The sequence below is a fragment of the Methylomonas sp. MS20 genome (genome assembly GCF_050275925.1).
Classification (GTDB): domain Bacteria; phylum Pseudomonadota; class Gammaproteobacteria; order Methylococcales; family Methylomonadaceae; genus Methylomonas; species Methylomonas koyamae_A.
The window spans coordinates 1,421,624-1,440,288 of record NZ_CP189962.1 but is presented as its reverse complement, the minus strand read 5'-3'; the positions used below and the strand labels follow the sequence as shown (position 1 = coordinate 1,440,288).

Here is an 18,665-nt window from a genome sequence, read left to right as displayed (position 1 = left end):
GCTTCGCGACGCGATGTCTTGAAGCAAGGCTGGCCCTGGAACCGCTTTCCAAACGACAGGGTAAACCCGACTCGCGGCGTTCGAGTCGGCGATCCGGCTGCGTGCTTTGCCCGCTATCGATGTCGCAGTTTGCCAACCCGATCGCGCGCGGTTGATTCGCAGGGGCTCACATCGAAAACGTACGTCACATGCATCAAGTCAATTCCTTCAGTCGTCTGACCGCCGTGCGCACGATCGTTTTCATCCCGACGCCACCATGACTCAGATGGGCGACGATTTGACGGCGCAGACTGGGCGCCATGAATTCCCGCATGTGCGACACCAATCCCTGAACGGCCTCTTCTTCCGGATAGGCTTCGTAAAACCGGCCCACGTCGTTCAGATTGTTGAGTAGTTGCTCCAGCGTTTTCGTCGGCGCCGGCGCCGAAATCAACCGTTCGTAGATGCGATGTTGCATGGTTTTCTATCCTCCCGGCGTGTGCGACTACAAGTCTTTATATTAATTAAGATATATCGTTAGACGATTATACGCATCTTCAGACCAACCGAACCAGAGAATACATTGGGATACAGCCATTACATTTAGGAAATTTACTATTCGCAACGAGTAAAAAATGACCGAAACCCGACAGACTTCTATCCGAGCTTTCAACAAATCGTCGGCTAAAAACAGGCTCACAACAGGAAACAATCAACCGTAAATAATTATTTTTTATACATTTTTATAGAATTCACCCACCTCCGTGGACTAATCGGCGCCGCGTGAATCTCGGCAGCCGCGCTCAGCGGCTCGATTTGCGAACAAAACTGCCCATTCGTAGATGAGCGCGACCATACGATATATACTAAAAGATATATCCATAGACACATCCCACCTTGCTCTATGGATAAGCGCCCACCCAGCCGGTCTCGCTCGTTTCGAATCCGGCGGGCAACGACCTATTTCGATCTACATAACCCGGACCTCAGTCCGGAAAACGCTTTGGAGAACACTCGATGACGCATCAATGCGGCAATTGCGGCTGTGGCGGCGATTTCGGCACGCCTGCAAAAATCTCGGACACGCTGGTGGAACTGGAAATCGATCTGGTCAAAATTCAAGTGCCGCAAGGCACCTCTCTATTGCGCGCCGCCGCGATGGCCGGTATCGAAATTCCCAAGTTATGCGCGACCGAAAGCCTGGAACCGTTCGGCTCCTGCCGCCTCTGCCTGGTCCAGGTCGAAGGCCGGCGCGGCTATCCGGCATCTTGCACCACGCCGGCCGAAGCCGGCATGGTGATCAAGACCCAAACGCCGCAGCTTGCCAACATTCGGCGCGGTGTGATGGAACTGTATATTTCCGACCACCCGCTGGATTGCCTGATGTGTCCGGCCAACGGCCACTGCGAATTGCAAACCATGGCCGGCCGGGTCGGCTTGCGCGAAGTGCGTTACGGCTACGAAGGCCACAACCATTTATCGCTGACCAAGGACGAATCAAACCCCTATTTCAGTTACGACCCGTCCAAATGCATCGTCTGCAACCGTTGCGTGCGTGCCTGCGAACAAATCCAGGGCACATTTGCATTGACGATAGACGGACGCGGTTTCGAATCGCGGGTATCGGCGGGACAGAATCAACCGTTTCTGGATTCGGAATGCGTATCCTGCGGCGCCTGCGTATTGTCCTGCCCGACCGCGACCTTGATGGAAAAGACGCTGATCGAACACGGCCAGACCGACGATCACATCGTCACGACTTGCGCTTATTGCGGCGTCGGTTGTTCGCTGGTCGCCGAGGTCAAGGGCGACCAGGTCGTCAACCTGTTTCCGAATAAGAACGGCCACGCCAACCACGGCCACGCCTGCGTCAAAGGCCGCTTCGCCTGGGGTTACGCCAATCATCCCGACCGGCTGACCAAGCCGATGATTCGCGAGAAAATCACTGATCCGTGGCGGGAAGCCAGTTGGGAACAGGCCATTCAGTTTGCGGCGGACAAATTCAAAGCCATCCAGGCCAAATACGGCAAAAACGCGATTGGCGGCCTGGTATCGTCCCGCTGTACCAACGAAGAGGATTATCTGGTACAGAAACTGGTGCGGGCAGCGTTCGGCAATAACAACGTCGACACCTGCGCGCGAGTGTGCCATTCGCCGACCGGTTATGGCTTGAGCGCGACCTTCGGTACCTCGGCCGGCACCCAGAGCTTCGATTCGGTGATGGATGCCGACGTGGTGATGCTGATCGGCGTCAACCCGACCGACGGCCATCCGGTGTTCGGCTCGCAATTGAAGCGCCGCCTGCGCCAAGGTGCCAAACTGGTTGTCGTCGATCCGCGCGAAATCAATCTGGTCGACTCCGCCCACATCAAGGCGGATTTCCATCTCAAACTGCGCCCCGGCACCAACGTGGCGATGGCGAATGCACTGGCGCACGTTATTGTCGGCGAAGGTTTGTACGACGAAGCTTTTATCGACCAGCGTTGCGACAGCCAGGAATTCGCCAAATGGAAGGACTTCATTCTGGACCCGCGCCACTCGCCGGAAGAAACGGCGGCGATTACCGGAGTGCCCGCCGAACAGGTCCGCGGCGCCGCGCGCTTGTTCGCCGGCGGCGGCAACGGCGCGATTTATTACGGTTTGGGCGTGACCGAACACAGCCAGGGTTCGACGATGGTCATCGCCATCGCCAACCTGGCGATGGCGACCGGCAACATCGGCCGGCCCGGAGTCGGCGTGAATCCGTTACGCGGCCAGAACAATGTGCAAGGCTCCTGCGACATGGGCGCCTTCCCGCACGAATTGCCCGGCTACCGCCACGTCTCCAACGACGCGGCGCGCGCCACGTTCGAACAAGCCTGGGGCGTGGAACTGCAAAACGAACCCGGCCTGCGCATTCCGAACATGTTCGAAGCCGCGTTCGACGGCACCTTCAAGGGTCTATATTGCCAGGGCGAAGACATCGCCCAATCCGACCCGAACACCCAACACGTCGAAGCCGCACTGCGGGCGATGGAATGCATCGTCGTGCAGGACTTGTTCCTGAACGAGACCGCCAAATTCGCCCACGTGCTGTTGCCCGGCGCGTCGTTCCTGGAAAAGGACGGCACCTTCACCAATGCCGAACGGCGGATTTCCAGGGTACGCAAGGTCAAGGCGCCGCTGGGCGGATACGGCGATTGGGAAGCGACGATGATGCTGGCTAACGCGATGGGCTACCCGATGCACTACGATCATCCGTCGCAAATCATGGACGAGATCGCCGCGCTGACGCCGACTTTCAACGGCGTCAGCTACCAAAAACTGGAAGAAATGGGCAGCATTCAGTGGCCCTGCAACGACAGTGCCCCCGACGGTACGCCGACGATGCACATCGACGGTTTCGTGCGCGGCAAGGGCCGCTTCATGACCACCGAATACGTCGCCACCGACGAAAAAGTCACCCGCCGCTTCCCACTGATTTTGACCACCGGTCGGATTCTGTCGCAATACAACGTCGGCGCCCAAACCCGGCGCACCAAGAATACCGCCTGGCATCCGGAAGACATCCTGGAAATCCATCCGCACGACGCCGAGGAACGCGGCATCGTCGACGGCGATTGGGTCGGCATCCAAAGCCGGGCCGGCGAAACGGTATTGCACGCCAAAGTCTCGAGCCGGGTGCAGCCCGGCGTGGTCTACACCACTTTCCACCACCCGTTTTCCGGCGCCAACGTCATCACCACCGACAACTCCGACTGGGCCACTAACTGCCCGGAATTCAAGGTCACCGCGGTGCAGGTCGTTAAAGTCGCGTTGCCGTCGGAATGGCAGCAACGCTATCTGCAATTTCGAACCGCGCAGGAAAACTTCTTGAAACGCCCCAAAGCGTCCGCCGACGGCTAAGCCATGCGAAGACCGGCGTTCGCCAACGCTAAGCACCTGCGCACCCACTTACCCAGGAGACAGACCATGACCGCATCCGACTTTGATTCAGCGTCGCCGGCACCCGCCGGCGAGTCGAACGCCGATTGCCATGCCGCCTCCGGCCCGATGGAGGTCGGTGACGAGGTGCGCTGGAAGCCGGCTTCCACCGGCCTGGAGTTTCCGGCCGTGCCGTTTCCGTCCCGGCGGGTTTTCGAAGTGGCCGGCGCAAGCCTGCTCAGAGCGTTGGTCCGCCGCCATCACCAACGCTTGTTGAATACGCCGATCGGACATTTGTTTCCGAAAGATCCCGCGCGCTTCGCGGCCGGCGTCGAAAAAACCGCCGATTTCATCGTCGAAGCGACCGGCGGTCCGGCCTTGTTTACCGCCAACCACGGTCATACCTGCATGCGCTCCCGGCATTTTCCGTTTACGATAGACGAACTGGCCCGCGAGATTTGGCTGGCGCAACTGTTGTCGGCCTTCGACGACGTCGGTTTTCCGGACGAGGTTAGAGAGGAATACTGGAATTGGGTGGAATCGTTGTCGATACGCGTGATCAACCGGCGCACGATGCGCGCGGCACCGCGCCGCATCCCTCTGGCCGGCGCGGCCACCGAATTGGCCGACGCTCTGGCTTTGCAACGACGGGTCGCGGCCGTCGCCGTCTAAGGGATTGGCCGTGAACACCGAACCGCTTTCGACGTCCGCCGATCAACAAGCCATGCGCTTCGGCCTGTTCGCCAATTTCGAGAATCCGGGCGGCGGTTTCTGTGCCGAAGCCCTGCGGGAAAGCGTGCTGACGGTCCAGCATGCCGAACGCCTGGGATTCGCCGAAGCCTGGATCACCGAGCACCATTTCAACCCCTTCAGCGTCAGCGCGGCGATCTTTCCGCTTTTGAGCTATCTGGCGGCCGCCACCACGACGATCCGGCTCGGCAGCGCGGCGGTACTGCTGCCAATGCGCGATATTTTGCAAGTTGCCGAAGACGCCGCCACCGTCGATGCGCTCTCCGGCGGCCGCTTGCTGTTAGGCGTCGCGCGCGGCGGACCGTTTCCGCTGCAATTTCAACATTTCGGCGTCGATCAGGCGACGAGCCGCGAGCGCTTGTTGGAGGGCGCGCTTTTGCTGGAGAAATTGCTGACCGAAGAGAACGTCGATTTCGACGGCCGTTATTACCGCTACCAACAAGTGTCGATCTACCCTCGCCCAAGGCAATCCCGAATTCCAATCTGGCTGGCCGCCCTGTCGCCGGAAAGTATCGCGCTGGCCGCCACGCGCGGTTACGGACTGATGGGGGCGTCGGCCGCACCGGTGGAAAAGCTACAAACCGCGCTGGCGGCCTACCGCGCCCGCGCCGCGCGAACCGCGCCGCCCTTCGTATTGTCGCGTTACTTTTTTTGCGCCGAACATCGGCACGCGGCGATCGACGCCGCCTTGCCCTTCGTCCGCGATTTCGCCCGCAACATGGGCGCGGCAATCCAACGCGCCGCGCAAAGCGGATCGGCGGAACTGCCGTTCGGCGTCGAAGCCGAAGTGTTTGCCGAGGAACGCATCCTGGCGAACGCCATCGTCGGCGACGTCGCGGAATGTCTGGATAAAATCCGGGCACTGCACCATGCGCTGGGTCCGCATACCTTGATCTTGAAACCCGCTTCCTACGATCCGCTCGCCAACCGCGCCGCATTGAGCTTGATCTCCGGGCATCTCGACCTGGCCAAGGTCTGATACGGCGACAGCCGTCTATTGCTCGGTACCTGCGGCCCAGCAACTGACGCTCAAGGATTCTCCGCCATAAATCCTCTCAACACCCGGCGCAGCCAGGCCAAACAACTACTCCGTCATCCGCTTTAAGCGATCGAAGGCAGCGGCCATGTCCGCCGGCGCCACGTCGCTAATCGCCGCGCCGGGCCACAAATTTTCGCCGGCCAACCAGCGTTCCGGATTCGCGGCATCCGCCAGCGCCAGGGTCACGGCGTGGTTCAGCTCATACAAACCCCAGCCGTAACCGGCATCGCGTAACGTCGACTGCAAGGCGTTTTGAATCAAACTTCGAAACTGACGATGCGGCTCGGAATAAGGTATTTCGGTAATCCGCCCTTTCGCCGCGACGACGCAGGCCTTGCGGTCGTAGCAGGCATGGCCGCGGCAGGCCAAGGGCCGAACCGGATAAATCATGCACACGCCGCGTTCCAAAAACGGGCAGCGCCGACGCAAGGCCACCCGCCGGGCCTCGTCCAGACCGGCGGTTTCCGCATTGGCCTTGACCACCCGTTTCGCCAAATTCAATTCCCGGCCGCGCGCTTGACCGTGGCGAATAAAGCGTTCGATTAACAGCACTTCCGGTGCGGTCGCGGTGACCCGCAACGTGCAGCAGGTAGCGCAGCCCTTGTCGCAATCGACCGGCGGATAATCGCCGGCCTCGAACCCGACGTTGCCGTCGAAACTGGAAAACGCTTGGGTCAATATCGCGCCGATCAAATCGCCGCCGCGAAAGCGGGCCAGCGTCTCGGCAAAGGCTTGAGCCTGGGCCGCGTAAAAGCCTAAAGCGTCTTCAGTCCGCATGCCTGCTCCTTTACGGCGTCCATCGTCCGTCGCCTCAATCGCCCGGTTTCAGGCATGACGTGGTTTTAGCCGGGGTGTAGTCGAAAAACATCCCGGTCTTGAAACTCTCCGCCATGTGTTCGGCGCGAGCGATGGCTTGCTCGGCCGCGGCCGGCGGCAGTACTTCCCGGGCAACGGGCCGAAAATACGCCAGCCAAATATCGAAGTCTTCGATTTGTATGGGTAAGCGCGCATGCACCGGATACGGGCTGCCGTGGTAACGGTCGGTAGCCAGCAGGGTGCGCGACCAAAAGTTCTCGACGACTCGGTGATGGGCGTCCCAATCGTCAATGACGCCGTCAAAAATACCTTTCAGGCGCGAGTCGGCGCTGGCCCGCTCGTAAAACACCCGTACCAGATCGGCGATCTGGCTCTCGGTCGCGATTAAATCTTCGTTTTGCATGACAAGCTCCTCCCAATAATCGTAACTGCATTCACACCCTCCGCGCCGGCACCCAAGGCGGATAAGCGTCTAGCTCGCGGCCCGTTCTCCTGAAAACGGCGCCGGCGTTGATGGCAAGGGTTCGCTCTATTACCTTGCTCATTCCGGTCGGTCATGGTCGCGGATCCGAAAATGGGGCGATCAGTGCCGAAGAGCCGTTGGCGCCGACCGCCGGAATCGCCAGCAGCTCGTCTTTGCCCAAGTTTGCGCCCAAGACGTGGCCGGCTTGGACTTGCAGGTCGCCGCCGAGGTGGCCGTGGGCGACGATGAGCTGAGGATGATCGAACGGCGCCCTTTGGTATCTGACCCGCTCGTCGGTCAACGAGAGCAAAAAGTTAGTCAGATCGGTGACATTTTGTTCCGTCGTCGTCAACGTCGAAAAACCGGCCAGATGAAAATGCAGGCTATCGCTGCTGAAATTGCCGTGCCGGCTATAAAACTCGATCACTTGCCGTAGAGTCGCCATGCCGCCGTTATGCATATAAGGGCCGGTCAATTCCACGTTGCGCAAGGTCGGCACTTTGAACGCGCCGTGGGTTGCCACGGCCATTTTACTGGCGGACAAATTGGCTAGCGCGGCGGCCGGAGTGGGGATATAAGCCGTCACCGCATTCGTGCAGTTTTGATTGCGCAACACGCCTTCGCGGCTACCGTCGGCCTGCAAGCCGTCGCTAGGCAAAAATACATTGGGCAGATTCACCGCAACGTTATAGGCCAGCGGGCTGATAAAATCGCAGGCGCGGATGCTGTTCACGCCCGGATCGAGCAAGCCCGTCGCGTTGCCCAACAAATACTCGACATATTGCGCGCTATAGGACAAGGGATTACCGAAATCGTCCGTGCCGCCGACGCCGGGATCGTCTTCCACATCGACGGCGCCGTTATTGGCGTAGCCCAAGTCCATGAATTTCGGTAACTGCTGAATGTTTGTGTCGCGGGTGACGATATTGCCGTAGCGATTGATGCCGCCCTTGGCGGCGGCGCCGAACGGGCCGAAGGCATTCGGACCGAAGGCGATTGGCGTATCCGGGGGACCGAAGCTGGCGCCGGGCGTCGGCGTCAACAACGCCGCATTGGCCGCCACCGCCGCCAAACTAAACGCCGGGCCGGCATGGCACAGATTGCAATGATTGTTCACGAACAATTCCACGCCGTTTTTTAACGAGGCCACCAAGGCCTGGGTTTCCGCCGGCGTGGCGGCGGCGACGTTGCTCCAAGTCGGTTTCATGTTGGCGTCGATCGGGCTGAGATCGAACGGCGCCAGGTCGGAGATCAAGGTCGATTCGTACAACTGTATGGCCAAACCGAAGAACATCGCGAAATTGGCCTCGATCTGGTTGTAAGGCAAGCCGCCGCCGACCGGCGCGCCGAACGGACCGGTGCCGCTGTAGGACCAATAGCGCGAAGCAAAGGCGCGGGTGACCAGATTGCGGTAAGTCGTATTCAAGCCCGGCTTCCGGTTCGCGGCCAGACTCATCGCGCCCAACACGCTATCCTGGGGATGCACCAGTTGGTCGCGCAACACTTGCCGCGACAACACCTTGCGGCCTATGTCCTGCCAATGTCGGCCGTCGCAGCTCATTTCGGCGCTGTTGGTCGGCGGCGCGACCGCCTGCGAGGCCAACGAAGCATTGACCAAGTGCAGCCGTTGCTTGGCGACGGTTTTGGCATTCATTTTCACCCAGACGCCGGCGTCCGGATCGCGCTCGCCCCACGGGCTGCTGCCGTTGAAAATATTATTGGCGCGGCCGTCCCAAAAACTGCGGTGGTTGAACACCGCGTTGATCACGCTGGGCGCGTTGCGGGCCGTGGTTTGCCGGGTACCGACCGAACCGACCTTGAACAGCGGATCGGCGGAGCGCGCGCATCGATCGTTGGCCGAACCGAATTGCGATACGCTTTGATATTGCCCGCTAAAACTGCCGGCGGAGCCGACCACGTCGTCGCTGCTGAACACCACCCGGCTGGTGTTGTCGGCCGGATTGCTGAATTGATGCAACGGAAAGTCGTCCAGGCTGAGCGTGTGATTCGGACCGCCGCCACCGGAAGGCAGGGTATCGAATGTCCGGCCGCTAGCATGGACACTGTTCCCACCAGGATTGAGCTGATTTTTGACCCGCCCGTCGGCGCCGGCGTGGAAATGGCAGGACGCGCAGGCCTGACCGTCGCTGCCGACCGCCTGATCCCAGAACAAGGCCTTGCCCAACGCGATCGCGGCGTTTTTATCGACGACGATGGGCGCGGCGCCGTCCAGCAGGCCCGGCACCGGCGGTATCGGCACGTTGCGCAAGGATACCGGCACCGGGCCTATCGCCAGCGCCGCTTGTGCCGCCAACAAAGCGCCGGCCAACATGACTAAAGGAATGACTCGCATGACCGCCTCGCTTTAATCGTCGTCTCGAACCGCAAGAACGCGGCCGGCGGATTGGCTCCGCCAACCGGCCATTAACGGCAAAGCGCCGCTCAGGAACAACCAAACGCCGGCCGGCAACGGCACCGCGGCGGGGCCGGCCTCCGCGCTGACGAAAATTTGCGAATGTCCGCCCGGCTTGGTGAGCTGATTGACCAGATAGGTGGCATTGGCGTCCGCCGCCGAACCGAACAGCGACACGGTGCCGCCGCCGGCGACGATGTTCAGCAGATCGGCGCTGTCGCCCAAATCCCAGAAGCGCGGTGCGCAAACGTCGTTGCTGCAATTGTTGGTGCCGTTGAAATCACCGCCGGTATAGCTGTAGGTGCCCAAGGTTTGGATGCCGTCCAGCAAGTTAGCGTACTTGCCGCCGGCGCCGAACACCGAATTCCAATTCAAATCGTTATTGGCCAAACCCAACGGGCCGGCCGCCTGTTTATCGAACCAGCCATTGTTCGCGAGCAGCGAAATATTGAAAACCCCGGCGGCCGGCACGTTGAACTGCGGATTGTGCGCGGGCACGCCGAGGATGTCGAAATTGCTGTACCACTTGACCCGCACGTCGGTGACATGCCAGTTGCCGACACCGTATTGGCTATCGAAGCCGGCCTTGATCGCCGCCGTATCGTAAGCCACCAGTAAATCCAAGGTACGCGGGTACATGATGCCCTGCACGTAATCCGGCAAGTCGGCGGAAATCTGCATCGCCCCGAACGCCGACATATCGCGATTGGCATAGTCCGGGTCGCTGGAAAGGAAGGTGTCGGCGACCGCGTCGATGTTCAGCGTGGTGGCGGCCGAGGCGGTTCCGGTTTGGCCGGCGAATATCACGGCCAAGCTGGCCGCCAGCGCGGCGCGGCGAAGGGAAAGTAGGTTCATGAGCATCGCTCCAACGTGTTTGAAATGATCCTAGAAAGTGCAGTTGGTCTATACAACACCCCGTTCGTCCTCAGCCCTTCGGCTGCACTCGGGAGAGCCTTGTCGAAGGGCGAGCGGGATTTTTCGTTCGCCCAGAGGGTGGGCGCGTTGTGGGCCGGTCCTACTTGGACTTTGCTCGGCACGAGCGGCCCACGGCGACGGCCGATTCCCAGTAGGGACAAGCCCCCGCTCAAAAACAGACTAAGCCCGGCCGGCAGCGGCACGGCGGCAACGCCCGCCGCCGCCCTGACGAACAATTGCGGATGCGCGCCGGCGGCGCTGCGTTGGCTGACGATGTAGCTCACGTTGCTGTCCGCCGCCGAACCGAACAGCGACACGAAGCCGCCGTTGGCGATGCTGTCGTACAGATCGGCATTGGCGCCCAAATCCCAGAAACGCGGCGCGCAGACCTCGTTCAGACAATTGTTACCGCCGTTGAAATTGCCGCCGCCGTAGCTGTAGGTGCCCAGTACTTGCGCGCCATCCAGCAATTTGCCGTACTTGCCGCCGGCACCGAACACCGAATCCCAATTCAAATCGGTATTGGCAAAACCCTTGTCGCCGGCACTGGCCGCGTCGAACCAGCCGTTATCGGTCAACAACGAAATATGGAACGCACCGGCGGCCGGTACATTCAGCTGAGGGTTGGTAGGGGCCACGCCGAGGATGTCGTAATTGGAATACCACTTCACCTTGACGTCGGTGACGTGCCAGTTGCCGGCGCCGAATTCGGCATCGAAACCGGATTTGATCGCCGCCGTGTCGTAAGCAATCAGCGCGTCCATGGTTCTGGGCGTGGTCATGCCCTTTGCCGGATTGGCCAGATTCGCCGAAATCCCCATCGCCCCGAAATTGGACCAATCCCGATTGGACAGCACGGGATCGCTGTTCAGATAGGTATCGGCGACCGAATCGAGGCTCAACGTCCCGGCACTGGCGGCGCCGAACGGCCCGGCCAGCAACGCCGCCAGCGTTGCCGAGGCGGATTGTTTAAACAGCTTGTGTTGCATAAGTTTCCTCATCGATTTATTAAAATTTCCGCCAATTAGCTAACGGGCATAAAACGCGGAATCATCCAAGCGCGTAACGTATCTAGCCTTTCAATCGCAAAGCGGAACGGCGACCATTGAGTTAACGGAATACACGTCGTTCGGCCTACCTATAGGGCACAACGGGATGCCGGAACCCAATAAGCGCAAGCCCTTCACCTCCATGTGTGCTGAATACCGGCGGTCAGCGCCGGTATGACGGCAATGAGCAGCGGCAAAACCCTGCAACCCACCAAGAGCCGATCAGTGCAAGTTCCCGGTTCACTAACCATCGCCAACCCCCTCCTTGATCCGGTCGAAATGCCTTTTCTCTCCCCACGCCCCGGTTTTCGCTGCCGAGGTTTACAGCCACCAACGCGATTGGCTCCTCATCTTCCTAGCGCTCTTCCCGAGGTAGATGGGACAAAACCGCGTCGAGGAGCCTCGTGCGTCGGTTCCGCAAGCTGGCCCGCTTGGTCACGGCGGCGGTTTTTGCAGCAACAATCCATACATCGAACGAAAGGCGTTTGGATGGCGGGCTTCGAAGCTAGCCCAATTGGCCAAGTCGCTGCCGTTAGGGTCGTGCGGATAGTCGGCGTGGTACAAGGCGTTCAAGGCCGGCGGCAGGCCGCGCATGGCAATGAAGCGCAAATTGAGTTGTCGCAGTTGCGCGGCGATTTGCGGCAGCGTGAAGCGATGCTCGCAAGCGTGAAACACCAAGTCGCGGAACATGCCGAGGTTGTAAAAGTCGCGCCATTGCAACAGCGGCGCGAGTTCCGGGTAGTCGCCGGCGAGTATGGCTTGGCGCAGTTGGCGCATGCGATCCGGCTCGGCTTGCCAGCCGTTGGCGGCGATCAGTTGCCGGGCGGCGGCGACCGGCCGCCGCGCCGCTTCGCTGTATAAACTGACCAACATCACCCCGCCGGGCTTCAATAGATTGCAGAGGATGCGCCAGCCGTGCAGCGGTTCGGCCAGGTGGTGCAGCACGCCGCTGGCGGTAATCAGGTCGAAACGTTCCGGGTAGCCGTCGAGCCGGGTCAGGTCGGCTTGTTTGAAATCGATGCGGTCTCGCAGGCCCAGTTCGCCGGCCATGCGCAGGGCATAGCTCAGGCTGGCTCGGCTGAGATCCAGCGCCAGATAACGGCCGATACGAATTTGCCGGGTTAGCGAAATCGGTTCCAAGCCGGTGCCGCAGCCGGCGGTCAGTACCGCGATGTCGCCGTCGAAATCGGCGGACAGCGCCAAATCGGGGGCAAGGCCGCGCAGCCATTGGCCGGCGCTTTGCACTTGGCGGGCTTGCGGGTCTTGCCGCCAGCGCGGAAAGGGATGTTCTTCGTATTGACGGCGGACTTGTTCGGACACCGGGTCGGCGATGTCGGTGAGGCGTTCGACGGTTGCCGCCAATGTGCGCTCGCGCAAACAGGCTTGCCATTCGCGAACCAGAGCTTGCAGATGGGGCTTCCAACTGACGGACGATTGGCAAAACAGTGACCGACTATCGGCCAAATCCAGGCCGGAGCGGTACAACGCAAAATAAGTCAGCGCCGATTGCCAGGCGGGTTCGGCCGGACGATCGCGGCCGGCTTGCAGCTGCAGCGCCAGCGCGGCCAGCCGTTGGCTTTCTTCCGGGTCTTCGGCGAAAGCGTATTCGGTCAGCCATTGATACTGCGCCAGCGCGGCGATGAAGTCCCAGTCGGCCTTGCCGGTTTGCGGCGGGCGGTGCGGGTCAGCGGTGTAGTGCATCAACAGCGCCTTGCGCAGGCGGCGCAAGGCCAGTTCGAAGTCAGGCTGCGGTATCAAGGTGTTACGCAGCAGCAATTGCAATAACGGCGCTTGCAGCAGCGGACGCAAGCGGCCCTGGCGCAAGGCGGTGACGACTTCGGCATCGTCGCCGCGCAACCGTCGCAAGGCCTGGCGGAAGGCGGCGTCGGCCAGCAAGGCGCGGCAGGCCGGCACCGCGTAATCGCTCAGTTCGGTTTGGCTGAGCACGCCGTGCAATACCCGGCGGAATTCGGCGGAATCGGGGAATTCGATGGCTTCGGTTTGTAATAACAGCAACAAGTTGCCGCGAGCTTCGGCGTCGTTGGGCGTCAGCAGCAGCAAGCGGCTTTGTTGCAGCAAGGCTTCGTTAACCTCGCCGTGTCGATAAAGGGCCAGGGCATAGCCGGCCAGCGCGTGGCGATACGGCGGCCACTGCTTGGCTTTGCGCGCGGCGTCTCCGATTAGCGGACGCAACACTGCCAGCGCCTGGGCGTAACGTTGTTGGCGTATCGCCAGCGAGGCGTCGGCGAATGCCGCGTCCCAAGCGATAAAGACCGGATTGCGGCTCATGGTCGCCGCTCCTCAAGGCCGGGATAGCTCGGCAGCGCTTGCGGCAAGCGCTGCCGTAGGTTGGAGAAAATCGAGCCGCCGATGGCTAGGACCGCCGCGCGGGGCCGCGAACAAAACCGCCGGCGGGCGGTTTTGGCGCGGCTCGAGCGTTGGGTCGTTACCGGAACGGTGCGCATGGCGGCGGCTGGGAGGTCGGACGGCGCTAAGCGCGAACCGAGCCGGCGGTGAACTTGCGTTTGGTCAGACCCAGGAACGATAACGCCGGCCCGATGAACAACCATGCCGCGCCGGGTAGCGGCACGGCGGCCGGACCCGCTTCGGCGCTGACGAAGATTTGCGGATGAGCACCGGGCTTGGTCAACTGGTTAACCAAATAAACCACTTGATCGTCGGCGGCGTAACCGTGGAAGGACAGATAGCCGCCGGCCATGATGTCGGCAACCATGGTCGCATCCAGGCTGAGATCCCAATAGCGCGGCGCGCATTGTTGGGAAACGCAGTCGGTGGTGCCGTTGGAATTACCGGTCGGATAGTAAAAGGTGCCCAAGGCTTGCTGGCCGGAGAACAGACTGCTCCAGGCGCCGCCGTTGTACACCGAATTCCAGGTCACTTTCGGCGTGCTCACGGTCAAACCGGTAGGGCCGGCGGTGGCGGGATTGAACCAGCTGTCGTTACTGAAATAGGACACGCCGAAGTAACCGGCGTGCGGGACGTTGAATTGGTTGTTGTTGGCCGGCACGCCTTGCACGTCGAAGTTGGTGTACCACTTCAGTTGCACGTCGGTGACGTGCCAGTTGCCGGCGCCGAATTGGCTGTCGAAGCCGGACTTGATGGAGGCGCTGTTATACGACACCAGATTTTCCATGGTGCGGACCTGGGAGATGCCTTGTACCAAGTCGGCTTGCGGCGAGGAAATCATCATCGCGCCGTAGCTGGACATGTCGGAGTCGGCTTGTAAGGTGTAGTTGGTCAAAAAGGTGTCGGCCGTGGCTTCCACACTTAAGGTGCTGGCGGCGGCCAGACCGGTGTGCCCTATCAGCACCGCCCCGACGGCGAGCGCCAGTTCGGCTTGTTTGAATCGCAATGTGTTCATGAATGACCTATGGATTAAAAGTTGAATCGGTTAAAAGCCTATCGCGCCGCGTTCGAGCGCGGCGGCGGATTCGGGTTGGCCGGCCTACCCTGGCCGCCCGCCCCGCGTCTTCCTTGTGCGCGGCACGGCCGCAGCTTCCCTTGACCTTGGCTATCCCAACCGTTGGCCGAGACGGTTATCCTCCGTGCGCGCGATTAGCCCTCGCTAGTCGCAATCACGGCCCTGCGCCGACTAAAGCCAAACCAGCCGGTCAAAGCGCCACCAAACAACCAAACCGCCGCCGGTACCGGTACCACGGTGGCGGTCAGATAGCCCTCGGTGTTGACGCTCCAATTTTTGTCGTAGAACAGATAGGTGCCGGCGCTGCTGGTTTTTTCCGCGCCGAAACCGACGAAGCCGAAGAAATCGCTGGACACGTTGTAGGGCATCATGCCGACGCTATGGCCGGTCAGGCCAAGTTCGGCGACGAGGAAGGCTTGCGGGGCGGTGAAATAGCGGTAGAACAATTCGCCGTAGGTGTTGGCCAGCGGATCGTAGCTGCGGTATGTGGAAGCCAGGGCGCTATCCAACACCGAGCCGCTATGGCCGTTGATGGTCCAATTCAGCGAGGTCATGATTTCGCTGTCGCTATTCCAGATAAAGGCGCCGCTACCGATGGCGCCGTTATGTTTGTCGGTCAAATTCAATTGATATTCGACAATGGCGGCCTGGCCGGGGAACGAGGCCGCGCCTAAAACGGCAACCAGCGCCAGGGTCGAAGCTTTGGATCGGGGTTTAACAGTTTTCATGATGAATCATCCTTTTTGGGTAACGTTAAAAAAAATCGGTGTAACGAAAGCCTAAAGCTGTGCGCGGCTAGACTTTGCCGGTCGCAAAGGCCGCCCTAGCCCGGCTAAATCCAACCCAACCCAAGCAGGTGCCGCCGAACAACCAGATGGCCGCCGGCAACGGCACCGGCACCGTGGAAGTCAGGTGGGATTCGATCCCGGCCTGGGCGTAGAGGCCGATCGCTGCGCCCGGTGCCAGCGTGAATGTCCAAACAGCCGAGCCGGCGGCGGATTGTTGATCCTGTAGCTGTCCGGCAAAGCTTGCCGCCGCGCTGTAATCCGAGCCGGATAGCTGGTCGGCGGCGTCCCAGTAGTCGAACAGGATCGCGCTGGTCGCAAACGCGCCGTCGACGGCGGCACGCAAGGCGTAATCCAGGGTGATCGACAAGTCGTAGCTATAAGGTCCGGCATTGCTGAGCTCCAAACCGAACCGTCCGGTATGCCAGGTATCGACGCTACCTTCGTAGGCATTGCCGCTGACCGCGAACGAGCCGTTGAATAGACTGGCGACGGCGCTTGCCGACGGATTGGGGCTGTTGGCCAGATAAGTGCCGTCGCCGGCGGCGTTGGCATAAAAACTGAATTCGTCGTTAGGTTGCTGATAGGTTCCGAGGATGGACAAGCCCGTCCTGTCGCCGGCCGTGGGGTTGGTGCTGTCTAAAATGCCGATCGAGTAGCTCAGCGTGACGATGCTGTCGTAGCTGGCGGATGCGTGGGCAGAATTTAGCCGGCACAGGCTTAGCGCCAATACGAGGCCTAGGTTTAGCGGTCTAAAAAACGCTGTTTTCATAGTGGTTTCCGAATGTTGGGAGTCGATACGCGCGCGGGCCAGCCTTAGGGCAGCGGCGCTAAAAACGGGGTAATCGGCACGGCCGCGCCGTCGGCGCCGACCGCCGGCAAGGTCAGCGTTTCGTCCTTGGCCAAATCGGCACCCAGCGGATTGCCGGCTTCAACTTGCACATCGTTGCCGACGTGGCCGTGGGCGACGGTTAATTGCGGATGGTCGAACGGGGCTTTTTGGTAGCGCACCCGTTCGTCGGTCAGCGCTTTCAGGAAATTGCTCAGGTCGGCGATGTTCTGGACGGACGCCAAGCCGCGCGAGCTGGCCCCCAAGTTGAAGTTCTGCGCGTCGTTGGCGAAATTGCCGTGCCGGGCGTAAAACTCGATCACCTGCGCCAAGGTGGCCATGCCGCCGTTGTGCATGTAAGGTCCGGTCAATTCGACGTTGCGTAGCGTCGGCACCTTAAACGCGCCGGCGGTGGCAACGGACATCTTGGCGCCGTTCGCGGCGGCCCGCGCGGCTGCCTGTGTCGGAATGAATGCGGTATCCGGATTGGCGCAACCCAAGCTACGCAGCACGCCCTCGCGGCTGCCGTCGGCCTGCAAGCCGTCGCCTTGGGAAAAGTAACCGGGGTCGTCCAGTGCTTGATTGATCGCCAGCGGAGCCAGAAAATCGCAGGCCCGGACTTTTTCGATAGGCAAATCGATGACGGCCGCGGTATCGGCGAGCAAATAACCGACGTATTGCGCGGCGTAAGACAGGGGATTACCAAACGGATCGGTGCCGGCCAGGCCGGGATCGGCATCAGTCTTGGTCGCACCGACATTGGCGAAGCCCAAGTCCATCAACCTGGGCTGTATCAAAATGTTTAGATCCCGGGTGATCGGACTGGCCGACGCGGTGGCGCCGGACAAGGTGGCTGCCGCGAACGGGCCGAACGCATCCGGACCATAACCTATCGGCGTGGCCGGCGGACCGAAGCTGGCGCTCGACGTCGGTGTCAACAGTGCGGCATTGGTAGCCACCGCCGCCAAACTCATCGTCGGGCCAATATGGCAGCGGCCGCAGTGGTTGTTGACGAATAGGTTGAAGCCGTGTTTTAGCGAAGCGATCTTGGCGGTGGTTTCGGCCGGCGTGGCGGCGCTGATATTGCTCCAGGTCGGCGCTAGATTGGCGTCGAGCGGGCTCATATCGAACGGCGATTGGTCGGATACCAAGGTCGATTCGTACATTTGAATCGCCAGGCCGAAAAACATCGCGAAGTTAGCTTCCATCTGGTTGTAGGCCACGCCACCGTTAGCCGGGGCGCCGAATTTGCCGATACCGCTGTAAGCCCAATATTGGGAGTTGAAAGCCTGGATGACCAGGTTTTTGTAGGTGGTTTTCAAGCCCGGCTTCAAGTTGCCGGCGCTGCTGTTGCTTAACCCGCCCAACACGCTGTCTTGGGGATGTACCGGCTGACTTTGCAGCGGTTGGCGATTGAGCAATTTGCGGCCGATGTCCGGCCAGGTGCGGCCGTGACAGCCCATTTCCACATCGTTGAAAATCGGCGGCGCCACCGCTTGCGAAGCCAGCGCCGAGTTGATCAGATTCAAGCGTTGTTTGACGACGGTCCTGGCATTGAGCTTGATCCACACGCCGGCATCCGGATCGCGCGGACCCCACGGACTGCTGCCGTTGAAGCTGTTGTTGGCGCGGCCGTCCCAGAAGTTGCGGTGGTTGAACACCGCGTTAATCACGGTTGGCGCATTGCGCGGCGTGACCTTGCGGGTACCGACGTGGCCGACGTTAAACACCTCGTTGGCGCCGCGCCGGCATTGGTCGTTGGCACCACTGAAGGTCGAAGTGCCTTGAAACTCGCCGCCGAAGCTGCCGGCCGAGCCGGCCACGTCATCGGTGTTATAAATCAGCGTGCTGTTGTCAGTGACATTGCCGAAGCGTTGCAACGGAAAGTCCTCGGCCACCAGCGTGTGATTGGGACCGCCGGCGCCGGACGGCAAGGCATCGAAGGTTTGCCCGGCCGGTTGCGCCGAATTTTGTCCCGGATTGATTTGGTTTTTGAGCCGGCCGTCGGCGCCGGCGCTGAAGTGACAGGAGGCGCAGGCCTGTCCGTCGGAACCGACGTTCCGATCCCAAAACAAGGCCTTGCCCAAGGCGATCGCGGCAGTTTTATCAACCACGATCGGATTAGCGCCGTCCAGCAGGCCGGGTACCGGCGGTAGAGGCACGCCGCGCAGCGACACCGGCAGCGGGCCGTCTGCCGTTGCCATCCTTGCGGTCGCGGCCAACAAACCGGCCAAAATAAACGGGTACCATTGATGCTGTTTACGCATTGCCAATTCCAAATT

The 18,665-nt window shown here is 60.8% G+C and carries 14 protein-coding genes; 3 read left to right on the top strand and 11 right to left on the bottom strand.

Annotation, left to right across the window (positions count from 1 at the left end; translation table 11 throughout):
- Positions 1–193: 193 nt before the first annotated feature.
- Positions 194–457: a formate dehydrogenase subunit delta gene (locus tag ACQE3D_RS06290; protein ID WP_313728672.1), complete on the bottom strand. Its 264-nt coding sequence runs from the start codon at positions 455–457 to the stop codon at positions 194–196.
- Between the two features lie 539 nt (positions 458–996).
- On the opposite strand from ACQE3D_RS06290, the gene fdhF reads away from it, so the two are divergent.
- The 3 genes from fdhF (at position 997) to ACQE3D_RS06275 (ending at position 5,611) form a co-directional block, all read left to right on the top strand.
- A complete protein-coding gene (gene fdhF / locus ACQE3D_RS06285) occupies positions 997–3,864 on the top strand; it encodes a formate dehydrogenase subunit alpha (RefSeq protein WP_313728673.1) in 2,868 nt (955 codons plus the stop codon).
- 66 nt (positions 3,865–3,930) lie between these two features.
- Positions 3,931–4,554 (top strand): hypothetical protein, encoded by a 624-nt coding sequence (locus ACQE3D_RS06280; RefSeq protein WP_313728675.1) that lies wholly within the window; start codon positions 3,931–3,933, stop codon positions 4,552–4,554.
- A 10-nt stretch (positions 4,555–4,564) separates the two neighbouring features.
- Positions 4,565–5,611 carry an LLM class flavin-dependent oxidoreductase gene (locus ACQE3D_RS06275; RefSeq protein ID WP_313728677.1) on the top strand — a complete coding sequence of 349 codons (1,047 nt, stop codon included), beginning with the start codon at positions 4,565–4,567 and terminating at the stop codon, positions 5,609–5,611.
- A gap of 105 nt (positions 5,612–5,716) precedes the next feature.
- Here ACQE3D_RS06275 and ACQE3D_RS06270 read toward each other — a convergent pair whose 3' ends face one another.
- The 10 genes from ACQE3D_RS06270 to ACQE3D_RS06225 form a co-directional block, all read right to left on the bottom strand.
- Entirely contained in the window at positions 5,717–6,448 is a 732-nt protein-coding gene (locus tag ACQE3D_RS06270; RefSeq protein ID WP_313728679.1) for a YkgJ family cysteine cluster protein, read from the bottom strand.
- Positions 6,449–6,482: 34 nt separating this feature from the next.
- Entirely contained in the window at positions 6,483–6,890 is a 408-nt protein-coding gene (locus ACQE3D_RS06265; protein ID WP_064025871.1) for a group III truncated hemoglobin, read from the bottom strand.
- A gap of 151 nt (positions 6,891–7,041) precedes the next feature.
- Positions 7,042–9,303 carry a cytochrome c peroxidase gene (locus tag ACQE3D_RS06260; protein ID WP_313728680.1) on the bottom strand — a complete coding sequence of 754 codons (2,262 nt, stop codon included), beginning with the start codon at positions 9,301–9,303 and terminating at the stop codon, positions 7,042–7,044.
- A gap of 12 nt (positions 9,304–9,315) precedes the next feature.
- Positions 9,316–10,218, bottom strand: coding sequence for a hypothetical protein (locus ACQE3D_RS06255; protein WP_313728681.1), 903 nt, complete (start codon positions 10,216–10,218; stop codon positions 9,316–9,318).
- Entirely contained in the window at positions 10,215–11,267 is a 1,053-nt protein-coding gene (locus ACQE3D_RS06250) for a hypothetical protein (RefSeq protein WP_313728682.1), read from the bottom strand. The genes ACQE3D_RS06255 and ACQE3D_RS06250 overlap by 4 nt, the downstream gene beginning before the upstream one ends.
- A gap of 495 nt (positions 11,268–11,762) precedes the next feature.
- Positions 11,763–13,616 (bottom strand): class I SAM-dependent methyltransferase, encoded by a 1,854-nt coding sequence (locus ACQE3D_RS06245; protein ID WP_313728683.1) that lies wholly within the window; start codon positions 13,614–13,616, stop codon positions 11,763–11,765.
- Positions 13,617–13,818: 202 nt separating this feature from the next.
- Entirely contained in the window at positions 13,819–14,709 is an 891-nt protein-coding gene (locus ACQE3D_RS06240) for a hypothetical protein (RefSeq protein ID WP_313728684.1), read from the bottom strand.
- A 194-nt stretch (positions 14,710–14,903) separates the two neighbouring features.
- Complete coding sequence (locus ACQE3D_RS06235) at positions 14,904–15,497, bottom strand: PEP-CTERM sorting domain-containing protein (RefSeq protein WP_313728685.1); 594 nt, start codon at positions 15,495–15,497, stop codon at positions 14,904–14,906.
- A gap of 67 nt (positions 15,498–15,564) precedes the next feature.
- A complete protein-coding gene (locus tag ACQE3D_RS06230; protein ID WP_313728686.1) occupies positions 15,565–16,326 on the bottom strand; it encodes a hypothetical protein in 762 nt (253 codons plus the stop codon).
- Between the two features lie 44 nt (positions 16,327–16,370).
- Positions 16,371–18,650, bottom strand: a complete 2,280-nt coding sequence (locus ACQE3D_RS06225; RefSeq protein WP_313728688.1) for a cytochrome-c peroxidase — start codon at positions 18,648–18,650, stop codon at positions 16,371–16,373.
- Between the last annotated feature and the right edge of the window lie 15 nt (positions 18,651–18,665).

What these genes read in the sequence shown, in the direction of transcription:
- fdhF (WP_313728673.1), top strand. Translation starts at nt 997, where the DNA reads ATGACGCATCAATGCGGCAATTGCGGCTGTGGCGGCGATTTCGGCACG.
- ACQE3D_RS06265 (WP_064025871.1), bottom strand. Translation starts at nt 6,890, where the DNA reads ATGCAAAACGAAGATTTAATCGCGACCGAGAGCCAGATCGCCGATCTG.
- ACQE3D_RS06235 (WP_313728685.1), bottom strand. Translation starts at nt 15,497, where the DNA reads ATGAAAACTGTTAAACCCCGATCCAAAGCTTCGACCCTGGCGCTGGTT.
- ACQE3D_RS06255 (WP_313728681.1), bottom strand. Translation starts at nt 10,218, where the DNA reads ATGAACCTACTTTCCCTTCGCCGCGCCGCGCTGGCGGCCAGCTTGGCC.
- ACQE3D_RS06250 (WP_313728682.1), bottom strand. Translation starts at nt 11,267, where the DNA reads ATGCAACACAAGCTGTTTAAACAATCCGCCTCGGCAACGCTGGCGGCG.
- ACQE3D_RS06240 (WP_313728684.1), bottom strand. Translation starts at nt 14,709, where the DNA reads ATGAACACATTGCGATTCAAACAAGCCGAACTGGCGCTCGCCGTCGGG.
- ACQE3D_RS06260 (WP_313728680.1), bottom strand. Translation starts at nt 9,303, where the DNA reads ATGCGAGTCATTCCTTTAGTCATGTTGGCCGGCGCTTTGTTGGCGGCA.
- ACQE3D_RS06225 (WP_313728688.1), bottom strand. Translation starts at nt 18,650, where the DNA reads ATGCGTAAACAGCATCAATGGTACCCGTTTATTTTGGCCGGTTTGTTG.
- ACQE3D_RS06270 (WP_313728679.1), bottom strand. Translation starts at nt 6,448, where the DNA reads ATGCGGACTGAAGACGCTTTAGGCTTTTACGCGGCCCAGGCTCAAGCC.
- ACQE3D_RS06290 (WP_313728672.1), bottom strand. Translation starts at nt 457, where the DNA reads ATGCAACATCGCATCTACGAACGGTTGATTTCGGCGCCGGCGCCGACG.
- ACQE3D_RS06230 (WP_313728686.1), bottom strand. Translation starts at nt 16,326, where the DNA reads ATGAAAACAGCGTTTTTTAGACCGCTAAACCTAGGCCTCGTATTGGCG.
- ACQE3D_RS06280 (WP_313728675.1), top strand. Translation starts at nt 3,931, where the DNA reads ATGACCGCATCCGACTTTGATTCAGCGTCGCCGGCACCCGCCGGCGAG.
- ACQE3D_RS06245 (WP_313728683.1), bottom strand. Translation starts at nt 13,616, where the DNA reads ATGAGCCGCAATCCGGTCTTTATCGCTTGGGACGCGGCATTCGCCGAC.